21 protein-coding genes are annotated in these 21634 nt (G+C 43.9%); 11 read left to right on the top strand and 10 right to left on the bottom strand.

The window, feature by feature from the left end; translation table 11 throughout:
- Positions 1-89 precede the first annotated feature (89 nt).
- The 3 genes from H6550_00445 (at position 90) to H6550_00435 (ending at position 3328) form a co-directional block, all read left to right on the top strand.
- Positions 90-1331 carry an insulinase family protein gene (locus tag H6550_00445; GenBank protein ID MCB9044581.1) on the top strand — a complete coding sequence of 414 codons (1242 nt, stop codon included), beginning with the start codon at positions 90-92 and terminating at the stop codon, positions 1329-1331.
- Between the two features lie 11 nt (positions 1332-1342).
- A complete protein-coding gene (locus H6550_00440; GenBank protein MCB9044580.1) occupies positions 1343-2320 on the top strand; it encodes a nitronate monooxygenase in 978 nt (325 codons plus the stop codon).
- A 477-nt stretch (positions 2321-2797) separates the two neighbouring features.
- Positions 2798-3328 carry a transposase gene (locus H6550_00435; GenBank protein MCB9044579.1) on the top strand — a complete coding sequence of 177 codons (531 nt, stop codon included), beginning with the start codon at positions 2798-2800 and terminating at the stop codon, positions 3326-3328.
- An 85-nt stretch (positions 3329-3413) separates the two neighbouring features.
- Here the strand turns inward: H6550_00435 and H6550_00430 are convergent, their stop codons facing one another.
- Both H6550_00430 and H6550_00425 read right to left on the bottom strand, forming a co-directional pair.
- Positions 3414-3809, bottom strand: coding sequence for a hypothetical protein (locus H6550_00430; protein MCB9044578.1), 396 nt, complete (start codon positions 3807-3809; stop codon positions 3414-3416).
- Between the two features lie 6 nt (positions 3810-3815).
- Positions 3816-5021 (bottom strand): DUF2130 domain-containing protein, encoded by a 1206-nt coding sequence (locus H6550_00425; GenBank protein MCB9044577.1) that lies wholly within the window; start codon positions 5019-5021, stop codon positions 3816-3818.
- 93 nt (positions 5022-5114) lie between these two features.
- On the opposite strand from H6550_00425, the gene H6550_00420 reads away from it, so the two are divergent.
- The 4 genes from H6550_00420 (at position 5115) to porQ (ending at position 10041) form a co-directional block, all read left to right on the top strand.
- Positions 5115-7010: a PD40 domain-containing protein gene (locus H6550_00420; GenBank protein MCB9044576.1), complete on the top strand. Its 1896-nt coding sequence runs from the start codon at positions 5115-5117 to the stop codon at positions 7008-7010.
- 32 nt (positions 7011-7042) lie between these two features.
- Positions 7043-7300 carry a hypothetical protein gene (locus H6550_00415; protein MCB9044575.1) on the top strand — a complete coding sequence of 86 codons (258 nt, stop codon included), beginning with the start codon at positions 7043-7045 and terminating at the stop codon, positions 7298-7300.
- Positions 7301-8006: 706 nt separating this feature from the next.
- Complete coding sequence (locus H6550_00410) at positions 8007-8840, top strand: SDR family oxidoreductase (GenBank protein MCB9044574.1); 834 nt, start codon at positions 8007-8009, stop codon at positions 8838-8840.
- A 52-nt stretch (positions 8841-8892) separates the two neighbouring features.
- The gene (gene porQ, locus H6550_00405) at positions 8893-10041 is read left to right on the top strand and encodes a type IX secretion system protein PorQ (GenBank protein MCB9044573.1); all 1149 of its coding nucleotides are present in this window, start codon (positions 8893-8895) and stop codon (positions 10039-10041) included.
- Here the strand turns inward: porQ and H6550_00400 are convergent.
- The 3 genes from H6550_00400 to H6550_00390 form a co-directional block, all read right to left on the bottom strand.
- Entirely contained in the window at positions 10007-10858 is an 852-nt protein-coding gene (locus tag H6550_00400; protein MCB9044572.1) for a TerC family protein, read from the bottom strand. The genes porQ and H6550_00400 overlap by 35 nt on opposite strands.
- A gap of 84 nt (positions 10859-10942) precedes the next feature.
- Positions 10943-12889: a T9SS type A sorting domain-containing protein gene (locus H6550_00395; GenBank protein MCB9044571.1), complete on the bottom strand. Its 1947-nt coding sequence runs from the start codon at positions 12887-12889 to the stop codon at positions 10943-10945.
- Positions 12890-12911: 22 nt separating this feature from the next.
- On the bottom strand, positions 12912-14870 hold the full coding sequence (locus H6550_00390) for a T9SS type A sorting domain-containing protein (protein MCB9044570.1): 1959 nt from the start codon (positions 14868-14870) through the stop codon (positions 12912-12914).
- Between the two features lie 164 nt (positions 14871-15034).
- Here H6550_00390 and H6550_00385 point away from each other — a divergent pair, with 164 nt between their 5' ends.
- A complete protein-coding gene (locus tag H6550_00385; protein MCB9044569.1) occupies positions 15035-15301 on the top strand; it encodes a hypothetical protein in 267 nt (88 codons plus the stop codon).
- A gap of 19 nt (positions 15302-15320) precedes the next feature.
- Here H6550_00385 and H6550_00380 read toward each other — a convergent pair whose 3' ends face one another.
- Positions 15321-15653: a helix-turn-helix transcriptional regulator gene (locus H6550_00380; protein MCB9044568.1), complete on the bottom strand. Its 333-nt coding sequence runs from the start codon at positions 15651-15653 to the stop codon at positions 15321-15323.
- 135 nt (positions 15654-15788) lie between these two features.
- Here H6550_00380 and H6550_00375 point away from each other — a divergent pair, with 135 nt between their 5' ends.
- Complete coding sequence (locus H6550_00375; GenBank protein ID MCB9044567.1) at positions 15789-16028, top strand: hypothetical protein; 240 nt, start codon at positions 15789-15791, stop codon at positions 16026-16028.
- A gap of 187 nt (positions 16029-16215) precedes the next feature.
- Positions 16216-17469: a T9SS type A sorting domain-containing protein gene (locus tag H6550_00370; GenBank protein MCB9044566.1), complete on the top strand. Its 1254-nt coding sequence runs from the start codon at positions 16216-16218 to the stop codon at positions 17467-17469.
- A gap of 48 nt (positions 17470-17517) precedes the next feature.
- Here the strand turns inward: H6550_00370 and H6550_00365 are convergent, their stop codons facing one another.
- The 4 genes from H6550_00365 to H6550_00350 form a co-directional block, all read right to left on the bottom strand.
- Positions 17518-18564, bottom strand: a complete 1047-nt coding sequence (locus tag H6550_00365) for a c-type cytochrome (GenBank protein ID MCB9044565.1) — start codon at positions 18562-18564, stop codon at positions 17518-17520.
- Positions 18561-19319, bottom strand: a complete 759-nt coding sequence (locus tag H6550_00360; GenBank protein MCB9044564.1) for a hypothetical protein — start codon at positions 19317-19319, stop codon at positions 18561-18563. Before H6550_00360 ends, H6550_00365 begins: the two co-directional genes overlap by 4 nt.
- Before the next feature lie 62 nt (positions 19320-19381).
- Positions 19382-19708 (bottom strand): hypothetical protein, encoded by a 327-nt coding sequence (locus H6550_00355; protein ID MCB9044563.1) that lies wholly within the window; start codon positions 19706-19708, stop codon positions 19382-19384.
- Positions 19709-19753: 45 nt separating this feature from the next.
- Complete coding sequence (locus tag H6550_00350) at positions 19754-21187, bottom strand: glycine--tRNA ligase (GenBank protein ID MCB9044562.1); 1434 nt, start codon at positions 21185-21187, stop codon at positions 19754-19756.
- 212 nt (positions 21188-21399) lie between these two features.
- On the opposite strand from H6550_00350, the gene H6550_00345 reads away from it, so the two are divergent.
- Positions 21400-21630, top strand: a complete 231-nt coding sequence (locus H6550_00345; GenBank protein ID MCB9044561.1) for a hypothetical protein — start codon at positions 21400-21402, stop codon at positions 21628-21630.
- Positions 21631-21634 lie beyond the last annotated feature (4 nt).

Genomic DNA, 21634 nt, shown 5'->3' with positions numbered 1-21634 from the left:
GTACACATCATAGAAAATGACTATGCCTGCATTTTAGGCTGGCGACTTATCGCCAATCCATTAACTTTGCCCACGTTCAAAAAGATATTATGATACAGTTTGACAGGTTTACACTTGAGAATGGATTGAAGGTGATCGTGCACAGGGATACCAATACCCCGATGGTGGCGGTAAACGTGCTGTATGACGTAGGCGCCCGCGATGAGGATGAAGCACGTACAGGGTTCGCGCACTTGTTTGAGCACCTGATGTTCGGCGGGTCGGAGAATGTGCCTGAATACGATGAGCCATTGCAAATGGCGGGTGGTGAGAACAACGCCTACACCACCAATGACATTACCAACTACTACGTACAACTACCCGTGCAGAATATAGAAACGGCCTTCTGGCTGGAGAGCGACAGGATGAATGCGCTGGATTTCAGCGAGAAAAGCCTGGACGTACAGCGCAAGGTGGTTTGCGAGGAGTTCAAAGAACATTACATCAACAAGCCATACGGTAACGCCTGGGACGAGTTGCGTACACTGGCATACAAAAAGCACCCTTATAAGTGGATGACCATAGGTAAGGAGCTGAAGCATATAGAAGAAGCACAACTGGAAGATGTAAAGAACTTCTTCTACAAACATTACCGCCCCAGCAATGCGATACTGGCTGTTGCCGGTAATGTAACTACTGAAGAGGTAAAAGCACTGGCAGAAAAATGGTTTGGCGGCATACCTGCAGGCGAAAAGTATGTACGTAATATTCCGCAGGAGCCGGCACAGGCTGAGGCGGGAGTAAAGGTGTTTGAAGCGGACGTGCCATTGAACGCCATATACAAAGCATGGCATATGGATGACAGGATGTCGCCCGCATACTATGCTACCGACCTGATAACGGATATCATGGGCAATGGTATGGCATCAAGGTTGCACCAGGCATTGGTAAAAGAACAAAAGATATTCAGCAATATTGGCAGCTACCACACAGGCAGCCTTGACCCCGGTATGCTCATCATAGAAGGGAAGATAGTAGAAGGCAAAACATTGGAAGAAGCCGATGCCGCTATCAATGAACAAGTTGAAAAACTGCTGGCCGAAGGTATATCAGACGAAGAGCTGACCAAGGTGAAGAACAAGATAGAGTCGATGATCGCTTTTGAGGATATGAGCCTGCTGTCGCGTGCCAACAACTTGGCCTTTTATGAGTTGCTGGGCGATGCCGCTATGATCAACGACGAGTGGGAAAAGTACAATGCTGTTACTGCTGATTTCCTGATGGAAACGGCTAAGAAGATTTTCAGGAAAGAGAACAGCAATACGCTGTTTTATAAAAAGAAGAACGCCTAAACTATTTACGAATGCTCTTTGAAGGAAAGATAACTGCTGACAATACATTCAATAACCGCATCACCGAACTGTTCGGAATAAAATACCCCATAATACAGGCGGGTATGATATGGGCGTCGGGCTGGAGGCTGGCTTCTGCTGTGAGCAATGCGGGCGGACTGGGCCTGATAGGCGCGGGCAGTATGTATCCCGAAGTACTCAAAGAGCATATACAAAAATGCAAGGCAGCTACAGACAAGCCATTTGGTGTTAACCTGCCGTTGCTGTACCCCGATATCGATAAGCACATCGCTATTATAATAGAAGAAAAAGTACCGGTCGTTTTCACCTCGGCTGGCAACCCCAAAACATGGACAAAGACCTTACAGGAACAAGGCATTAAAGTAGTGCATGTAGTAAGCAGTGCGAAGTTTGCCAAGAAAAGCGAAGATGCCGGAGTGGACGCGGTAGTGGCCGAAGGCTTTGAAGCGGGCGGACACAACGGTCGCGAAGAGACCACCACGCTCTGCCTGGTACCGATGGTGCGTGCAGCGGTGCATATACCCGTGATAGCAGCGGGAGGCATTGCCACGGGTCGTGCCATGTATGCTATGATGGCGCTGGGTGCCGAAGGTGTGCAGGTGGGCAGCCGTTTTGTATGCAGCCCCGAGGCCAGTAGCCACCAGAATTTTAAACAGGCGGTAGTTGACGCGAACGAAGGTGACACCGTGCTGACCATGAAAAAACTCACTCCCGTACGACTGATAAAGAACGACTTTTATGTGCGTGTGGCAGAGGCGGAGAACCGTTGTGCCACCAACGACGAAATGATAGAGCTGCTGGGCCGTGCCCGCGCTAAAAAAGGTATGTTTGAAGGAGACCTTACCGAAGGCGAACTGGAAATAGGACAAATAAGCGGACTGATAAAAGACATTAAACCAGCAGGTGAAATTGTAGCTGATATCTGGAATAAGTTTATGGCGACTGCGGAGAGGCCGTTTAGTTATTGATATTTATCAAAACACAAATAATAAATGACCAAAAATGCAAATAGGATTGTATCAAGCATTCTTATTTTGGCAAATTTTTATTTTGTGCCCTTATCTATAAGAATTATGAAAAATGGTGGAGGTCCTATGGGGTATGGGCTTTTACTGCTCCCGATTTTGTTTACTATTAATTTCTTAATTATTTCTGCTTGTAGAGCCTATTATCCGAAATATCAAACAAGCATCGAGCTCTTAGTATTCAATTCAATTGGATTGATTTGGACACTATTTTGGTTTTTCTTCTTTGCAACAGCTTAGTTGTCGGATTTCTATGTGAGATTTGTAACATCATTAACAGCTGATACGGTTTCTAGTCAATAATATCACTGCTGTTCGAGATGTTCCGGAGGGCATCTCGAACACTGAATAGAAAGCAGTTTTGCAAACGGCAATAGCATTCCCAAAGTTCAGTATATTGAAGTGCCAAACTATCACGATATGGGCTATGCTTACAGAATATATGACCAGCAAGGAGTTTACTTTATCACATGTACTGTAGTACAGTGGGTAGATGTTTTTACCCGCAATGAATATGCAGATATCATTGTCGATAGTCTCAAATACTGCCGGAAGAATAAAGGGCTTGAAATATTTGCGTGGGTAATAATGAGTAATCATATACACCTTATTATTTCCTGTACCGGAAGAAACAAGTTAAGCGATATACTACGAGATTTTAAGAAATATACCGCGACGCAGGTTGTGCAGGCAATTGAAAATAACCAGCAGGAAAGTCGCAAAAGCTGGTTGTTGTGGTTGCTGAAGCAGGATGATAAAATTACATTCTGGCAAAAGGATAATCATGCAGAAGAGATCACTACTTCAAATTTTTTTAAAGTGAAGCGTGATTATATTCATCGAAACCCTGTTGCTGCCAATATTGTAGAAAAAGAAGAAGAATACATTTACAGTAGTGCGCGTACTATTTATGGTGGTAAGGGTTTGATTGAGCTGACTGATTACAATTAGCTTGGTAACTATGAATGCCGTTTGCAAAACGGCTTAGTATTTATAAGTTCAAGATGCCTGTCAGAACATCTTGAACAGCATATTACTAAGGACTTTTGTCTTTGAACAACTCATTGTATTTACTTACATGGTCCGGGAACTCTTCTTCATAAAAAGGGTATGGAATGCCAAATATGTCAATCTGAAAAGTATCGCCATCCATACCTGAAATCTGTTCTCCTACTCCTTTGATCTCCTTCCCGTCTGTATTTAACACCACCAACCCATGTATTTTACTTTCAGTAATTATGATTCTATCCTCTGCATGATCTGTGTGTTCAATATGGTTTGCTACACAGTATGCTCTGAAAAAATCATAACCGGATTCAATGCCTTCAAGTCGAAGTGCTCCAAGAACTACGCCCATAGGTGGATCGCCATGCTCAAATAGAGTAGTAGCAATTCTTTTACCATTCAGGAAAACTGTGTACACTTTTCCCATATACTTCTAATCTATCATATCCACCCCATCATCCAGCAGGTTCATATCTATACTATCCATTCCTGCTATGCCGTCTATTGAGCCGCGTATGTGTGCTGAGCTGAGGAGTATCTTTTCCAGTTGTTTCTCACGGGCCTTCCATATGCGCTCCATAGCGTCACGCTCTTTTTGTATCGATACCTTCATAGACATAAAGCCCTCGCGTATGGCCTTCCACTGTTCGGTAAATTCGCTGCCTGTCAGGTAGCTGTATAGCAGGGTCATTTTATCCCCTTTGTTCTCCTGGCTTTTGGTCACGTTATACACCCGCAGTATCGAGTCGCGCAGCACCTGTGCCACCGCTTTAGCTTCCGCAAACGAGCATATCCATATACCATCCTTTTCGCCAAAGGTCTCCATATCCTTAGGCATGGCCTGTGTCACCAGTACGGCTATATCTGCACCCTGGCTGCGCATATCGGCCTTTAGTTTCTCTATCCAGTCGGCACTGAAATCTTTGGTGCGTTTACTCTCATATATCACCTTGCCGCAGTCCTGCCCCAGGTTGTTGCGTACGGTCTGTATACAGTCGGCACCACGCACGCCTTTGCCTACCTCTTCCACTATGTCAAAAGGGAAAGTGCTTCGTAGCATCTCTTCCAGCGCCAGCTCCTGCACTTCGCCCTGCATCTGCATCGAGCGTTGCTCCGCTTTGCGACGCATCTCTTCTACCAGCTTTTTCTGGTCCTCCAGTTGTTTCTCATATTCTTTAAACTTCAGTTGGTTGCGTTCCTCCTCCTGTTTCCTGATGCTTTCTGAGAGTTTGTTCTTCTCTTCGCTCAGCATCTTCTGCATTTCCAGCTCCAGTTCTTTTTCACGGTTCAGTATCTCCTGTTCTTTTTTCAGGTACTCCAGTTCTTTCTTCCTCGCATCCGCCAGTCGCGCCTCGTTCTCGCTATTCTGCTGTTGCAGAAATTTCATCTGCGTTTCGTAGTCGTGCTCCAGCTTCTTTTTCACCTGTAGTTCTATCTGCGTGCCCAGATTCTTGCGCACCTCCTCCAGTTGCTTGCGGGTTTCTTCCTCTTTCTGCTGCAATTTGCTGTTCAGTTCCTCCTCTTTCTTCTTCTGCCAGCTCATCATCTCCGTTCTGTATTCCTTCCTTATTTCATCCCTCGCGGCCTCGTCAGGTTGAAATTCATTGCCGCATTGGGGACATTTTATCATTGTGCTCATATGGAAAAAGTTCAGTATTGCTGAAAATACAAAGTTCTGTTTTTATGAATGAACGGCATAGGTTATTATTTTTACCTATTATTGAGGTTCATATTGCGACAGTACATCATATTTACATACTGCCTCCTGTTCGCAGCACCTGTATTTGCACAGGTGCCGGATGCTGCTGTAAAAGAGTATAACACTGCCCTGCAATACCACCTGAAGAAGAAAGACAGCCTGGCTTATGTGGCTATGCACAAGGCCATACAAACCTACCCGGGCTATGCCGAAGCATACAGTACGCTGGGTACATGGTATTTTACCGACCGTAAATTTGACAAGGCAACCGAGGTATTCGTTAATGCATCGCGTAGTTGTAAGAACGGTCAAACAGCCTTCGCCCTGCCGCTGGCACGCTCCCTGCTGTACGATTATAAGCCCGCACAGGCCATGCAACTGATAGCCGGTCACAATGGCGCGGGCAATAAAGAATGGGAGGTGCTGCGCAAACAGGCCATATTTATGCAGGCTGCGCTGAAAAACATGCTGAAAGACAGCGTATATAATCTTGGCCCGAGGGTGAATACACAATACCCGGAGCTGCACCCGTTTATCCCCGCCGATACTACACAACTATATTTCACCCGTATGGTGAATAATGTAGATATGGATTGTTACCACACCCACCTGGATACCTGTGGCGATTGGCTGTCCGGTGGCAACCTGGGCAGGCCTACCAACACACCCGACCATGAGGCGGCACAGACCGTGTCTGCCGACGGGCACTACCTGTTCTATATGCGTTGCGACAACCGCAGCGAGAACGGCTGGGACCAGGGTGGCTGCGACCTGTTCATGGCCTATACGGCTGACAGTGTATGGTCTATCGGGCAGAGCTTTGGCGCTACTATTAATACTACGGCTTATGAAGGCATGCCCTGCCTGTCGCCCGATAACCGCGACCTGTATTTTGTGAGCAACCGCGAAGGTGGCTATGGCGGGCTGGATCTTTGGGTCTCCACTTTCGACGATGGCCTGTGGCGTATGCCCCGCAACCTGGGCCCGCAGATCAATACGCCCGGCGATGAGACCGCGCCATTCATTCATATTGACAATCGTACACTCTATTTCACAAGCGATGGCCACCCCGGGATGGGCGGCTCCGACCTGTATTATTGCCGCAAAGTAAATGATACTACATGGTCGGCACCCATTAATATGGGTTACCCTATCAACTCTAATGGCAACGAAAAAAGCATATCTGTGACCATGGACGGCCAAACAGCGTTTTTTGCATCGGACAGGGACAGCACCGAAGGTAATTATGACCTGTACCGGACTAAACTGGCGACTTACCTGCAACCGGTGCCTGTTGTGGCATGGAAAGGCTATGCTTACGATAGCCTGACCCAAAACAAGCTGAACTACACCGCAGTGAATATCAGCGATGTGAAAACAGGTGCGCACCTGTATCGTTTTGTGAGTAATCGTGGTGACGGTAGTTTTATGATCACCCTTCCTGCCGGTAAAAAATACCTGTATACGGCAGACAGGATAGGCTACCAGGCTATTACAGACACTATATGGGCAGAAAAAACATCACGGGAAGCAGATATGTATATTGAGCGGAACATACCACTGTTGCCGCAGGGATACTCCGCTCCGATACATGACAGCCTCATTTTTACCGTTCATTTTCCCATCAACAGCAAGGCGCTTTCTGATTCTGACAGGACGCTGATACAAACAGCTATGGAGCCCTGGCTGGCAGAAACGGGCTATGTAGTGATGATAAATGGCTATACTGATAATACGGGCACACCCATGATCAATGAGCAGCTTTCGGCAGAGCGCGCCAGGATAGTGGAGAAAGAAATAATGGGCTACGGCATCGACGAACTGAATATCAACACCCAGGGCTGGGGAGAAGCAGATCCCATAGCATCAAACGACACCGAAATTGGTCGCGACAGGAACCGAAGGGTAGAGGTAATTATCAGGCGGTGATGGGTTAAAGTCTATGTATTAATCAAGTACATATGAATTTGCTGATGGAAATGATCTATTGGATAAAGATATTTCTCAGCCCTGTTTTTATAGCAGTGCTTGTCATCGCTGGTTTATATAGTTTAATGGGTCATTTTAACTATTGGTATTTTTTGTTGTTTATTCCTGCCTCAGTTGTTGGTATAATTATGGCTGAACGAGCAAGAAAAAAGCATGGAACAGGCCACTATTACTCCAAACCCATGAATACACCTGACATCAAAGACACCTGGGAGGAAAATAAAGAGTAACTGTTCATAATAATTGCTAATGTTAAGCCCATGATTATTATCAAATATTCAACTCCCCTCCTGTTACTAGGAGGGGATATTTTCAAAACCATCTTTGATGGGTTTTGAAAATCGGGGTGGTTAGCTCGGGCAAAGTTTATCCCGTTCCCATCCCTGCCAGGTGACGCCCTACTCATATTATTACAAATTAGCCAGCCATATTAGTTTTGACATTTACATGAAATTATTGTATATTTGACTATAATTTAATAGTGTATATAACACACTGGTTCTTTGAAATAGTATACAATAGTAACATGTTTTGTGGTTCGGGTGATTTCCTGCACAACACCGCGATTCATAGAAGGTATTGTCATTTATGCGGAATGAGGATTGATAATAACAGAGACACACTCAATATTACTTAACAATACTTAACAAAACCTCCGCGCTGTATCAATACTTATATATTTAAATAATATAATTGCGATGTGTTTCTATTTACGATACCCTGAAAACCGCAACAATTCGATACAAAACGATACAAAAAGGCATGTTTTTACACTTGGGAATGATAGCCGCAAATTAATTTACATATATAACCACATAAAACCCGAAATATGAAAAACAACACCATACACCATATAGCTCAAGGCTAATAAGAGGCGAAAACCAATACTTTTTTTTCTACTTTTACCATTCCTAAATATTTAAAACAGACCTAGTTATGGCTAATCAACTGCTTAAGGGAAAAAAAGGTATCATTTTCGGTGCGCTGGACGAACGTTCTATTGCCTGGCAAACTGCACTGCGCGTGTGCGAAGAGGGTGGTGAAATAGTATTGACCAACGCTCCTATCGCTTTGCGTATGGGCAAGATCAATGAACTGGCGAAGCAGTGTAACAATGCTGAAGTAATTGGTGCCGATGCTACATCGGTTGAGGATATAGAGAACCTGCTGAACAAGAGCATGGAAGTGCTGGGCGGTAAGCTGGATTTTGTTTTGCATAGCATTGGCATGTCTCCCAACGTAAGGAAGAATTTCCCTTATACAGCTACTAATTACGACAACTTCCAGAAAACATTGGATATATCCGCTTTGTCGCTGCACAAAGTATTACAATCCTGCATGAAGCTGGATGCCATCAACGAGTGGGGTTCTGTGGTAGCACTGACCTACATAGCGGCACAACGCACCTTCCCGGGTTACAACGATATGGCAGAAGCTAAGGCTCTGATGGAAAGTATCGCCCGCAGCTTTGGCTACCACTATGGTATTGCTAAAAAAGTAAGGGTGAACACCATTTCACAGTCGCCGACTGTTACTACCGCAGGCTCAGGTGTATCAGGTTTCGACGCCTTTTTTGAATATGCTAATAAAATGTCTCCTTTAGGTAGTGCGTCGTCACTGGATTGCGCTAATTACTGCGTCAGCCTGTTCAGCGACCTTACCCGTATGGTGACCATGCAAAACCTCTTCCATGATGGCGGCTTCTCCAGTACGGGTGTCAGCCAGGCTATTGTAGAAGAGATGCAAAAGGCTGCTGAAAGCGGTAAGTAATATAACTAACGCATTTACAGCAATATAAATGCTGATCATACGTTAACAACATATGCCAAAAAGTATCCTGACCAGTATATACCTGTTTTGTCTTGCTGCATCACCCGCCGTTGCGCAGGTGGTAGGCGGGCAGAGTGCTATGGAATTTCTCAGGCTACCCTCGGGTCCGCATGTTTCGGCCCTCGGTGGTATGAACGTTTCCAATGCTGATAAGGATATCTCGCTGGCTATGCAGAACCCCTCGCTGATGCGGCCGGGTCTGCACAACACACTGGGTCTCAACCAGAATTTTTACTATTCAGGCATCAGTGTATCTAATCTGCAATATGGCTACCACGTACCCAAGCTGGAAACCTCTTTCCTGCTGGGGGTACAATACCTCAACTATGGCAAGTTTACCCGTACAGATAACCTGGGTAACGAAATGGGCGATTTCAACGCCAGTGACTATGCCATAACCATAGGTGCTTCCAGGCAATACCTGCAGAAATGGCGCTATGGGGCTTCGCTGAAATATGCACAGTCTACCCTGTACGACCGGAATGCCTATGCCGCCATGGCTGATGTTGGCATTACTTATATGGACACGGCATCGCTCATTACAATTGGCGCTGTGGCCAAAAATATGGGGGTGATGCTGAAAAAGTACAATCCCAATAATCCGGCAGAACCGCTGCCTTTTGACGTACAGATAGGCATCACCAAGCGTTTCAAATACGTCCCGTTGAGGTTGATAGCGACTTTACATCACCTGTACCAATGGGATGTTCGTTATGATAACCCCGCAGATGCACAAAGTAATAACCTGTTCGGCACTACGGAAGAGGACAATAAAACAAAGACCTACTTTACCGACAAGCTGTTCAGGCATTTCATATTCGGGGCTGAGATACTGCTGGGTAAGAGGGTGTTGGTTACAGCTTCATATAATCACCTGCGTCGCTCTGAGCTGGTGATAAAGGATAAGACAGGCATGGCAGGTTTTGCGTACGGTGTCGGTATAGACCTTAACCGTTTCCAGGTGCACTATTCCCGTTCTCATTATCATGTTGCGGGTGCATATAATGAGCTGGGCCTTGATATAGCACTGAATAAACTCTTTGGAATAGGTAAAATAGGCGACAAGATACACTGGAATGCTACCTACCCCGACTGGGATTTCTATTCTACCCCTGATGCTGCCGATGCTTCGGGAAATTAAAGAGGATAGAGGTCATCACAGGTATAACAAAAATGCCGATACTGATAAAAGACATCAGGACATCCCCCCAAACTATCGCATGTTCGCCAACGGGCATTTGTCCACCCTCCATATCGAGGCAGGCTTGAGGTCCTTCAAGAAAGTTGGTAAAGGGCGTACAAGGGTAGAAATGTGTGAGCACTGACATAGTGAGTTTGGCCCCAAGTATACCGATAACCGTGTAGGCACATGCATTCAGGAAAGGGTACTTTTCCATCAGGCGGACAAAACCCTGCGCCACGAATCTCATGGCGAGTATGCCGATAAACACGCCCGCCCATATGAGGATGATGTTTTTGGTATAGGCCGTAGCGGCTATTACATTGTCAATAGAAAAGGCAAGGTCCATAAGTTCTACCAGTATCACAGTTGACCAGAAAGGGCCAAAAGCACCGATCGTCTTATGATACAGTGCACTTTTCTTTTTGCGGTTCAGTTCATCTGCTATGGTCTCAGGGCTTTCTTCTTCCTGCTTCTGAAAGAAGTATTTGCCGGTAAGGAATAGCAAGTAGATACCACCAACCGGTTTGAACCACCATACCTGCACCAGCAGAACAGCGAAGAACAGGCATATCCCCCGGAATATATAAGCTCCTACTATACCATATTTCAGTGCCTTTTTGCGTTGGTCTTTGGGCAGGTCCATTACCATAGTGGCTAATACCGCTGCATTATCAACAGACAGGAGGCTCTCTATCAGTACCAGGTTGAGAATAATGGAAAGTGAAGGGATGGGCTTATCAATTATTTGTTGAAATAGTTCCTGAAGATTATCCATGTATGCTTTGTTGGCTGCCGATGCTTTCGTAATTACTTTGCAAAGATACCATATATAACAATCTCTGCATTTTAAGGTTCTTTCTTATTTTACCAACCTGAAATAGCCTGTACCTGCTTCGGGAGCATTTAATTGTAAAATGTATATGCCATGTGCAAGGTTATGAGCCGGTATATACGTATCTGATGCAGCGCTGCCGGTCCATACCATTTTGCCGCTGATGTCATACAGCCGTATATGTGAATCGGTCGTTATACCTGAAATATGCCAGCCGTATTCAGCAGGATTGGGGAATACCTTCATTTGACTGAACATATCTACAGGTACAGACAAAAGGGTAGGGTCGCTAGTAACAGTGCCTGTTTTATTAACGATCTCATCATTAGGATCTACCACTACGCCGTTTATGGTTTTGTTACAAATTATGATATTGTGGTTAAGCAGATCAGCATCACTGATCTTTACTATTGTATCACCGGTCGGCGATTTGAGTAGTACTTCAACGGGCAGGTTAAAATGTTTGACGGAATTATGTGAGGTGCCCTCAACGAATTTCAGGTGTAGTATATTTCCTGATTGTGCCCATTTTACATTGTATGTCGGGTATCCCTGACCGTATACCCACTGCCTGAAAAAGCTGTCCAATGGCATATTATAGGCTTGTTCCATAGCAGTCTGCAGGTCAGACGTTTGCGCATTGCCATATTTATGTTGTTGCTGGTAGGCCCGTAAAGCGACAAAGAAAAGGCTGTCTTCGGGCGCAAGGTATCGTAACATATGAGCTACAGATGCGCCTTTATCGTACGTAAGCCGGTTGTCGAATATTCTGCCCACATTGGTGGTATCATCTACCCACACGCTACCGTTTGCTGCGCCCAGTACGTTGCCAAATGTAGCTGTTCTTTCAGTTTTGGCAGCTTGTGGTCCATCAAAATGTTCCAGGAATAACTGTTCTGCATAGGTGGCAAAGCCCTCACTAAGCCATACATGATCCCACCGGCTATAGGTAACGCTGTTGCCCCACCATTGGTGGGCCAACTCGTGCGAAACAAGTTGAGGTGCGAGGTTTGATGTGCCCAACCACGACATGGTTTGGTGTTCCATACCTCCGCTAAGCGCAGTCATACAATGCCCGTATTTCTCATCTTTGAAGGGATATTTGCCAAATAGCTTCGAGAAATAGTCTATGATCTGTCCTGTGGTGTCAAAGGTGGCTTTGTTGATAGAGGTCATGTAAGTACTGCTGTCAAACAGGTAGTTTTGTACAAGCATCGAATCTCCACTGCCATCTGTATAGTGCATATAGTAACTGTAGTCGCTGAATGGGCCCACTGCTACCGCTACAAGGTAATAGTCAATCGGGTATTTTGTTTCCCATTCATAACGCAGTTTATTTCCCGGCATTGTAGTTGTGTTTTTCAACAACCCGTTACTTGCAACTTTCAGGTTGTCATCCACTGTCACCCACATGGTTACAGAGTCTATCTTGTCTTGTAATGACTGTTTGCAGGGCCACCAGTCTTTGGCAAACAGGTCGTCACTCAATGAGTACATGATCTCTGTACCGGAAGGTGTTTTGACATAGTTCAATCCCCCGGTAAAAAACTGCCCGGTTCCTGCAGGAGCCGTACCATGATAAAACACCTGTACTGTGAAATCTGTATTATTTGCTAAAGCATTGCCTATCTGGGCTCTTCTCACATTTGCGGATGTTGTTATTGTTACAGGCTGATTATTCACTTTTACAGAGTCAATAGTCAGCGCTGTATCCAGTTCAAATGCATAGACATTGAAATTAGATATTAATGTGCGTGCGTATGTAGTTACATTGCCGCTTATTGTAAGACCAGTATTTGTTAGATTTATATCAAATTTCAGCCCTTTTACATCATAATTATCCTCTTCCGGAGTTGCAACCGTTGTTTTCTGCATACCTCGCAGAATGCTTCTTTCGGAACATTCATTACGTGCCTCAGCATTAAACCATATAGAGGTGACTGCTATTAATAATGTAAAATTGAGAATCCTCATACGTAATGTCCTTTATGGGAAGTTACAACCTTATTAGCTTTAATGAAGTGGTTTTGTTGTAATTATCCATTATGCGAAGTAAATACACACCCCTGGCATAGCCTGCAGCAGGTATTGATATCCCGTAATTATCAGTTGCAGTTTTTGTCCAGATTTTCCTGCCTTGCAGATCAGTGAGCAATAATTCACTTCCCGGGGTAATATTTACAACTTTCCAGTCGTTGACAGCGGGGTTGGGATACACATATACATCGACTGGCAAATTTCGGATACCCAATGCATAGTCCCTGTTTACTACTTCTTTATTCAACAATGCGTCTTTCGGGTCGAATAGGATATTGTCAATTTTACGTTGTATGGTTATTTCTGTGTACTGGTCAATTCCATCTGGCAAGCGGACAGTAGTATCACCTCCTGAAAATATCACCTTAATTTCTACAGGCATATTGAATTTGCGTACGGAAGCGGGTACACAGCCTTGTTGTTCTATTTGTAGCAATAATTTGTCGTCAAGTTGGTTCCAAATTACTGAATATATTGGGTAGCCCTCGCCATAGATCCATTGATCGAAGAATTGCTGAAGGTCAAATCCGGACAGGTTTTCAGCCAATTGTTTGAAGTCGTCTGTGGTAGCTGTTTTGTTTGCAAACTGCAACTGATATTCCCGAAGTATACTGAAGAACAGGTTGTCATTATTAATGATATACCGCAACATATGCAATACAGATGATGCCTTTTGATAACTGAGCCTTCCGTCGAATATGCGGTAGGGGTTGTTTGCTTCTGCCTCTGACATATAAATTGACCCTGTCAATACTGTATCATCTAAAACAATGTCATGCACCTTTTGTATATATTTAAGCGCTGCAGTATCTCCCCAAAATTTTTCAGCAAACAAATACTCCCCATAAGAAGCAAATCCTTCATTCAACCACACATCTCTCCATGTACCACAGGTTACATTATCACCAAACCACTGATGGGTCAATTCATGCGCCACCAGTGCCGCATTAAAGTTATGTAGTGTAGTCATGGTCTGGTGTTCCATACCACCGAATACAGGCGCCATACAATGCCCGTATTTCTCTTTGTGAAAAGGATATGTGCCGAACAATTCAGAGAAATAGTATAACATTTCACCTGTAGTGTCTAACCTGTTTTTAAAGCTGTCCAGCACATTTTGCCTGTCGTAGAGGTAATTCTGTACCAGCACCTCTTTGCCATCGGGCATAGTACGTGTAAAAGAATACTCATCATAAGCAGCAACAGATACAGACAACAAGTAATATGCAATAGGATAGGTAGTTTTCCATTCAAAACGTTTCTTATTACCTGCTAAAGACGTTACTCGTTGCAACAAACCATTACTCCCGGCTTTCAGGCTGTCCGGCACAGTTATCCATATATCAGCCGAATCAATTTTGTCTTCCAGGTATTGTTTGCATGGCCACCAGTCTTTTGAATTGAAAGGCTCACTTAACGTATAGGTTACTGTACTGTTCCATTCTTCTGCAGGCGCATTGTTCATACCACTCTGGAAAAAGAATACAGAACCAGCGTCCGGCAATCCATGGTAATATACTGTTGCAGAAAAAACATCGCCTGTTTGCAAAAGTGAAGGCATAAAGGTTTTTACCAGGTTATCAGTACGTACAAAGACAGCATCTTTGCCATTTATGCTCACTGAGTCTATGGCCAGTTTGCTATTGAGTTCAAATACATACAAGGCGAAGTTTCCCTCAGTAACCAGTGCTGTTGTAGTAGCTTTGCCTGCAATAGCTACAGATGTGTTGTCAAGCGATATATCAATATGTACATGCCTGACGTCATACTTAAGTTCGTCGGGTGACGCGAGTGTTGTTTTTGCGGAGGCATTAAATATTTTGGAGCGACTGCATTCCTGCGCTACCTGTGTAGGCTGCCCGATACCGGTTAACGGTAGTAACAGGCAGGTAATTACAACAACGATCAGCGCTCTCATATAGCTAAAATACTGATTATCTGCCTGTTTCGGTTGAACAGAACAGTATTTTAAGCCTTATGATATGACAAATACAGATACAATTGAATATCCCCCGCAAAGGGGTAGATGAGAGATATGGTAATAAAGTAAATTTAAGCTGCAGCAGCACCAAAATATACAGGATGAGGAAGCCGTTCACTAATACAAAAGCAGGATTTATTGGCTGGTCAATGTTGTGGTCATTGATATTATATACATGCGCTATATCCATTTGTAACTGGCATGAGCTGTCCGGGCTATTTAGTAACAAAAAGGAACAGCCCGTAGTATATTCAAACAGCGCAACAGATGATGTTCCTGTCAGGATATCGCTGGATAGCCTGCAAAAGAGCATACATATAGCAGATGGTGTGTGGCATCACCTGCATATATTTATGTCGTTAAACTAACTGATTGGAAAGTACTTATTTATACCGCTACAGCCTGGCAATTCTCTATTATTTCTTTGTTCTCATTACCAACTATCTGTAGTGCAAGGTTTTTGATAGATGGGAAAAGCATGTCATATACATTCTTTTTGTCTGATGGCACATCAGTATCCTGCATAGCTAATATATATAATACAGCTTCCGGTACTTCCAACACAGTACAAATGCTTTGAATTGTCTTGTTACTCGGGCGTTTCACGGCATTTTCAATCTGCGACAGTGAAGTCTGCGAAATCCCGCTTTTCTCAGATAACTCCTGTTGTGTTATGCCGAGTTGCCTCCTTACCGATTTGATCGCTACTCCTAAATTCATATCTGACAGTTATTTAAATTCTTTGGTTATTGAATTTGCGGGTAATAACTCTATGATACTAAAGACATGCAGACTGCAAAAAAGGTTGGAGATATAACAGCAGAAAGCCCAAAAAATCATTTTAATTTTGCCGTGATGAAGCAGAATTTCACCACAAGAGTGTCTTATGACGGTCATACGGTACATGCCGTTATTATTCCTCAACACCGCAAAGATGGTATGTATTTCGAGGTAAATGTACCCGGTATTGACCGTTTTTACATGCATTGGTCGTCTATGGACAGGTATGATATTGTGCCGGAAAAAGGGTTGAGTGTGCCATATAACCTTGTATTGGCTGTAAGTGATGCTATAGAAGAACGAACAATTAAATAGTTCTTACTATATTAATATTACACAGTAATGATAAATAATTTCATTTGCTGTAGTACCACGGTATCGTGATTTGGCTGTACTATCTACAAGGTATTTTAACTGTTGTTATGCATTATTAAGTAAGCTTAAGAGGTTTTCATTGGCCTGTTCTATTGTCGTGTTTGTCTATAAGAAAAAACTTACGACAATGAAAAGACTCAAACTATTTAAAGCAGTGACGATCTCTTTCCTGGCTCTATTATTGGTTAGCCAGGAAGGGTATTGTAGTTGGAAGACACTGGCATCGATGCCTACACCCGGCCGGTGGGGGGCTATGACTTTTGCTGTAGATAACAAGATATTTGTCAGTGGCGGATATGTTGGTAACTTTCAGAATAAGAACGATCTGTTGAGTTACGACCCGGTGACGGATAAGTGGAATTTCAAGAACGGGTTGCCCGGGAATTTTATCAGGACTGAGGGTGTCACATTTGTTATTAATGGTAAGGCCTATCTTGGTCTTGGAGCACAGGACTACAACAATTTCAATCCGTCACCGACATATATGGCTGACTTGTGGGAATATGACCCTGTAGCAGATACATGGATCGCAAAATCCGGTTTCCCTTCAGCTGGTGTTTCTGACGCTGCAGTATTTGTAGTAAACAACAAGGCATATATTGTAGGTGGCTCTGAAGGTTCCGCCAAGAGTGCCAAGACGTGGGAGTATGATCCTGCAGCAGACAAGTGGAAAGCAAAGGCAGATTATCCCGGGGGAGGTATCCGCAATGGAATAGGTTTTGCGATCAATTCAAAAGGTTATATAGTAGGTGGCGAAGTTGCAGGTACACCAACGAACAAGCTCTATGAATATGATCCTGCGACAGATAAATGGACGGCGAAGAAGGCCTACCCAGAACCTTCAATATGGGGCGGAATATCGTTGGTTATTGATAATAAGGCATATATAGGTTTAGGCGCAGATGGAGCAATTGGCATGAGTACCATTTATTCCAACCACTTTTTTGCTTACGACCAGGTAGCAGATGATTGGGTGTACTGGCAGGGTGCAGAGCTTACTACAAGCCGTATGTATAGTACCGTTACGGTGTTGAATGGAAAAGCATACATGGGAAATGGCTGGAAGCTTGACGGCTCAAATCAAGTATTCTATAATGATTGGTATGCTGTTGATCCACAGGATATATTAGCAGTAGAAAAGCCTGCAACAGCTGATGAAGTACGTGTGTACCCTAACCCTGTCAACAATACGCTATATATAATGTCGGCGCATCAGTATGCAGCTTATAAATTATATAATGTTACAGGACAGTTGATCATGTCTGGTTCTGTACCAGCAGATAACAAAATAGGTGTGCATGAATTATCTGCTGGGTTATATCAATTGCAACTGATATCTCGCAGTAATGATCGCCACTATACTTTGGTGTCTGTTCAATAGGACTATATCGTTTAGTACCACGCAGCCCGCCTATCAAGGCGGGCTTTTTTAGTTTGCAGGTTCTTTAAATCTGCTGTCCGTTACCAGTACTTCATCATTCAATGTATTGAGGAAGGCCATAAGGTCGCTGCGTTCCTGTGCAGACAATGACAACCCGTTTTGTAACAGTGGATCTAAAGTAGGTGTTTGATATATGCCTGTTGTATAGTGGTCTAAAACCCGGTCAATTGTTTTGAAACGACCGTCGTGCATATAGGGGGCAGTGTATTTCAGGTTGCGCAAAGATGGTACTTTGAACTTATACATGTCCGTGTCCTGTTGTGTTATACGCATTCTGCCGCTATCGTTTACGGCAGAGGGTTGCAGCCCGTTATTCCTGTAAGAGAAGTTGGAGAACAAGGGAGCAGTATGGCATGCGGCACATTTTTCATTGTACACCTTCATGCCGTTTTGCTCGGCAGTTGTTAGTGCTGCTTCACCACGCATATACTGGTCATATTTTGAATGGTCTGAAACGATCATACCCATGAACTGTGCCAGTGATTTGAATATACGTTGTGAGGTAACAGTTTCATCGCCCCATGCTGCTACGAACATTTGCTTGTACTTTTCATCAGCCTGTAGTTTAGCAATGATATTCGGTAGGTTCTCATCCATTTCTACCGGGTTTTGTATCGGGTTCAATGGTTGGCTTTCAATATGATTTACCCCGCCATCCCAGAAAAAGCCGGTATGCCAGTTGAGGTTGAACAGTGCCGGAGAATTTCGTGTGCCCAATAAACCATCAATGCCGTGACTTATTGCATGGCCATCGTGAGCGAATGCAGCAAAGATCTGATGGCAGGAACCGCATGATATTGTATTGTCCCTGGAGAGACGTGGATCATAAAAAAGTTTGCGCCCCAGGTAGAAACCGTCCTTTGTTAAGGTGTTGTTTTGAAAATTATAGAACGGAGTGGGCCAGCCTTCCGGTATGCTGAATGATATATTCTCCGGAACAGTAGCATCTACGTCTAAGGAAGGGTCTGGTTTACAAGCTATATAGGTTAGAATAACAGACAGTAAAACAGCAACATTTAATTTTATTCTTCTCATTGGTCAATGTGTTCAACGCTAAACATATCCATGTAATTATCTGCAACAATAACAAGATTATCCCTGCCGCCCAGGAAACGATTAGCTCGTATGTCAATTGTTGTTGGTGTCTGGAACCACTCGAGTGCATTATTGCTCATGTGTATCGCAGGTCTTGTATTTGCTTTTACAATTAATGGTTCAGGAAATTGCAGTGTAACAGTTCTTAAAACACTGTATGGGCCTGAAAAGCCACCCATATGATAAAGCAGGTCATTGTCTACAATATTCAGGCCGATCTTACCTTCCATCTTAGCCATAATATACCCCGTGTTCCAGTCCCAGAACATATTAAAGTCGGTAGAAAGGTCACCGGTCTGCGCGCCGGATACATTTCTCAGGCTGTCTACCCCAATCATGAATGTAACAGATGTGTAAGTGCCTGCGGGCACGCCGGCTATGCTGAACTTTCTGGAAGATTCACGCGATTCGTCTATCAGATGATAGCTTTCAGGTTCCGAAAATGTTGATCCATTATCGGCTGTAAGCACAAAATTGGACATGTAGTAGGCATAGGTGGTTATACTAAGCGAGTCTCCATTAGCAGTTTTATACCAGGTGTCGTTCAGCGACAACTTCGAATTCCCCACCATATTGGTCATCTCTACATCTACAGAGTAAGCAGGTACAGTATCAACCGTAACAGGTACAGGTTTTTTTACACAGGCTGCAGTAAGTACCATTAATGCCAGTAAAACAGGGTAAACTACTTTCATATGTTGATTATTAGCCTATAAAAATACGGATATTCATGGGGAAAACCTATGATATAGATCACTTACCACTTCAGTTCACTATCCGTATTGTCTTTGTCAAAGTATGTTTTATACTTAAGGCGAGACCTGATCTTCTGAAGTTGGCGGTGGTACACTAAACCCGCAAGCGCAGCCAGTGCATCATCTTGTTGTAACACTTCATGCATTTGTTTTTCGGGTATGTCTACCCTGTACAGTAACTGGAAAAACTCCTCGGGATTGCGTTCCAGCAATTGTGCCAATCGTTTTTCGAGCCCCAGCCTTATTTCTTCTTCAGAAAATGTTTCGGGTACTTCTAACTCAAACCTGTCTTTTAAAGATTTGCGCAGTTCTGACAGTTCGGCTTGCATACTATAAAGTTAGCAAACTGAAAGCTTTTCGAAAGTCATTAAATATTAAAACTGTTTTATCTTTTCCAGCACCAGGTCTTTTACCTTATCCATGGGTATGCGCTCCTGCTCCATACTGTCGCGATAACGTACGGTTACGGTCTTGTCTTCCAGGGTCTGGTGGTCTACCGTTACGCAGAACGGCGTACCGATTGCATCCTGGCGTCGGTAACGTTTACCGATAGCGTCTTTCTGCTCGTAGAAGCATTTGAAATATGGGCGGCAATCATCCATTAACTGTTGTGCCATTTCAGGCAGACCGTCTTTTTTAGTAAGCGGGAATACCGCAAGCTTAATAGGTGCCAGGTGCGGTGCGAATTTCAGTACCACACGGCTGTCTTTCTTGTCGCCTTCGCTCAGGTCCTGCTCTTCATATGCTTCGCTCAGCACCATCATTACGGTACGGTCCAGTCCTATTGAGGTTTCTATTACATACGGAACATAGTGTTTATTCTCTTCTGTATCAAAGTAAGTGAGCTTCTTTTTGCTGAATTCCTGGTGACGGCTGAGGTCATAGTCGGTGCGGCTATGGATACCTTCTACCTCTTTAAAGCCCCAGTCAGGGAAGTTGTATTCTATATCGCATGCGGCGTCCGCGTAGTGTGCAAGTTTCACATGGTCGTGAAAATTTTGCTGGTTGTCGGGTATGCCTAGTGTCGCATGCCATTTCTTACGTGTCTCTTTCCAGAATTCATACCACTCTTTCTGTGTACCTGGTTTGATGAAGTATTGCATCTCCATTTGCTCAAACTCGCGCATGCGGAAGATGAAACCACGCGCCACTATCTCGTTACGGAAAGCCTTACCAATCTGTGCTATACCGAAGGGTATCTTCATACGGCCGGTTTTTTGCACGTTCAGGAAGTTCACAAATATACCCTGTGCCGTTTCGGGGCGCAGGTACACCATATCGGCATCTTCAGCCACCGAGCCCATTTGCGTACCGAACATCAGGTTGAACTGGCGGATATCTGTCCAGTTGCAGGTATCACTTACAGCACATTTGATATTATTTGCTTCAATCAGTTGTTTCAGAGCAGCAAAATCGTCATTGCTCAACAATGCTTCCATTTGGTCGATCAATGCTTTACCGGCAGTTTCTTCCAATGTAGCAGCAAAATTCTCTATCAGGTGGTCAACACGGTAGCGTTTTTTGCTGTCCTTGTTGTCTATCATCGGGTCGTTGAAGTTGTCTATATGCCCGCTGGCCTTCCATGTGGTGGGGTGCATAAATATGGCAGCATCAATACCTACAATGTTATCGTGCATACGGGTCATGCTCAACCACCAGTAGTCTTTGATGTTCTTTTTCAGCTCAGCGCCATTCTGACCATAGTCATACACAGCCTGCAAGCCGTCATATATTTCTGATGACTGAAATACGAAGCCGTATTCTTTACAATGAGATATGATATCCTGTAATTTATTGTCTTTTGCCATAACGGGGGCAAATTTAAGGTATCGGTATGATAGTCAGTAGCACCAGGTGTGCTATTATGGCATTTATGCTCAGAAATGCTCATTTTCTTCCAGAAATACATTTTCACAAAGCTTAAACAGAAAAAATATGGAAAAAACAGAGCTGTTTCGTCTTAATGTAAAGGCATTGCGAGTATAATCCATTAATTTTGCACCCTCTAAAAAATAATAATATGAACCCGGAAGATAGAAATGCACGAAATAAAGGGTACATCAATTTCCGCGGGTCGATGCATATAGGCATGGGTGGACTGTACCTGGCAGTAGGCTCTGCGGTGATATATTTTAAAAACTTCGGTGTGTTGGAGCTTTCTGGTGCTGTCGCATATACCATTGGAGCAGCAATGATATTATATGGTGTATTCAGGATATGGAGGGGTTGGACAGACCTGAGACGTAAATAGTTGA

The organism is Chitinophagales bacterium, from assembly GCA_020636495.1.
In the GTDB taxonomy this organism is placed as follows: Bacteria; Bacteroidota; Bacteroidia; order Chitinophagales; family Chitinophagaceae; genus UBA5543.
Note: the sequence above shows the minus strand (reverse complement) of the source record. Positions and strands in the feature narration are given on the sequence as shown.

What these genes read in the sequence shown, in the direction of transcription:
- H6550_00445 (MCB9044581.1), top strand. Translation starts at nt 90, where the DNA reads ATGATACAGTTTGACAGGTTTACACTTGAGAATGGATTGAAGGTGATC.
- H6550_00440 (MCB9044580.1), top strand. Translation starts at nt 1,343, where the DNA reads ATGCTCTTTGAAGGAAAGATAACTGCTGACAATACATTCAATAACCGC.
- H6550_00435 (MCB9044579.1), top strand. Translation starts at nt 2,798, where the DNA reads ATGGGCTATGCTTACAGAATATATGACCAGCAAGGAGTTTACTTTATC.
- H6550_00430 (MCB9044578.1), bottom strand. Translation starts at nt 3,809, where the DNA reads ATGGGAAAAGTGTACACAGTTTTCCTGAATGGTAAAAGAATTGCTACT.
- H6550_00425 (MCB9044577.1), bottom strand. Translation starts at nt 5,021, where the DNA reads ATGAGCACAATGATAAAATGTCCCCAATGCGGCAATGAATTTCAACCT.
- H6550_00415 (MCB9044575.1), top strand. Translation starts at nt 7,043, where the DNA reads ATGAATTTGCTGATGGAAATGATCTATTGGATAAAGATATTTCTCAGC.
- H6550_00410 (MCB9044574.1), top strand. Translation starts at nt 8,007, where the DNA reads ATGGCTAATCAACTGCTTAAGGGAAAAAAAGGTATCATTTTCGGTGCG.
- porQ (MCB9044573.1), top strand. Translation starts at nt 8,893, where the DNA reads ATGCCAAAAAGTATCCTGACCAGTATATACCTGTTTTGTCTTGCTGCA.
- H6550_00400 (MCB9044572.1), bottom strand. Translation starts at nt 10,858, where the DNA reads ATGGATAATCTTCAGGAACTATTTCAACAAATAATTGATAAGCCCATC.
- H6550_00395 (MCB9044571.1), bottom strand. Translation starts at nt 12,889, where the DNA reads ATGAGGATTCTCAATTTTACATTATTAATAGCAGTCACCTCTATATGG.
- H6550_00390 (MCB9044570.1), bottom strand. Translation starts at nt 14,870, where the DNA reads ATGAGAGCGCTGATCGTTGTTGTAATTACCTGCCTGTTACTACCGTTA.
- H6550_00385 (MCB9044569.1), top strand. Translation starts at nt 15,035, where the DNA reads ATGAGGAAGCCGTTCACTAATACAAAAGCAGGATTTATTGGCTGGTCA.
- H6550_00380 (MCB9044568.1), bottom strand. Translation starts at nt 15,653, where the DNA reads ATGAATTTAGGAGTAGCGATCAAATCGGTAAGGAGGCAACTCGGCATA.
- H6550_00375 (MCB9044567.1), top strand. Translation starts at nt 15,789, where the DNA reads ATGAAGCAGAATTTCACCACAAGAGTGTCTTATGACGGTCATACGGTA.
- H6550_00370 (MCB9044566.1), top strand. Translation starts at nt 16,216, where the DNA reads ATGAAAAGACTCAAACTATTTAAAGCAGTGACGATCTCTTTCCTGGCT.
- H6550_00365 (MCB9044565.1), bottom strand. Translation starts at nt 18,564, where the DNA reads ATGAGAAGAATAAAATTAAATGTTGCTGTTTTACTGTCTGTTATTCTA.
- H6550_00360 (MCB9044564.1), bottom strand. Translation starts at nt 19,319, where the DNA reads ATGAAAGTAGTTTACCCTGTTTTACTGGCATTAATGGTACTTACTGCA.
- H6550_00355 (MCB9044563.1), bottom strand. Translation starts at nt 19,708, where the DNA reads ATGCAAGCCGAACTGTCAGAACTGCGCAAATCTTTAAAAGACAGGTTT.
- H6550_00350 (MCB9044562.1), bottom strand. Translation starts at nt 21,187, where the DNA reads ATGGCAAAAGACAATAAATTACAGGATATCATATCTCATTGTAAAGAA.
- H6550_00345 (MCB9044561.1), top strand. Translation starts at nt 21,400, where the DNA reads ATGAACCCGGAAGATAGAAATGCACGAAATAAAGGGTACATCAATTTC.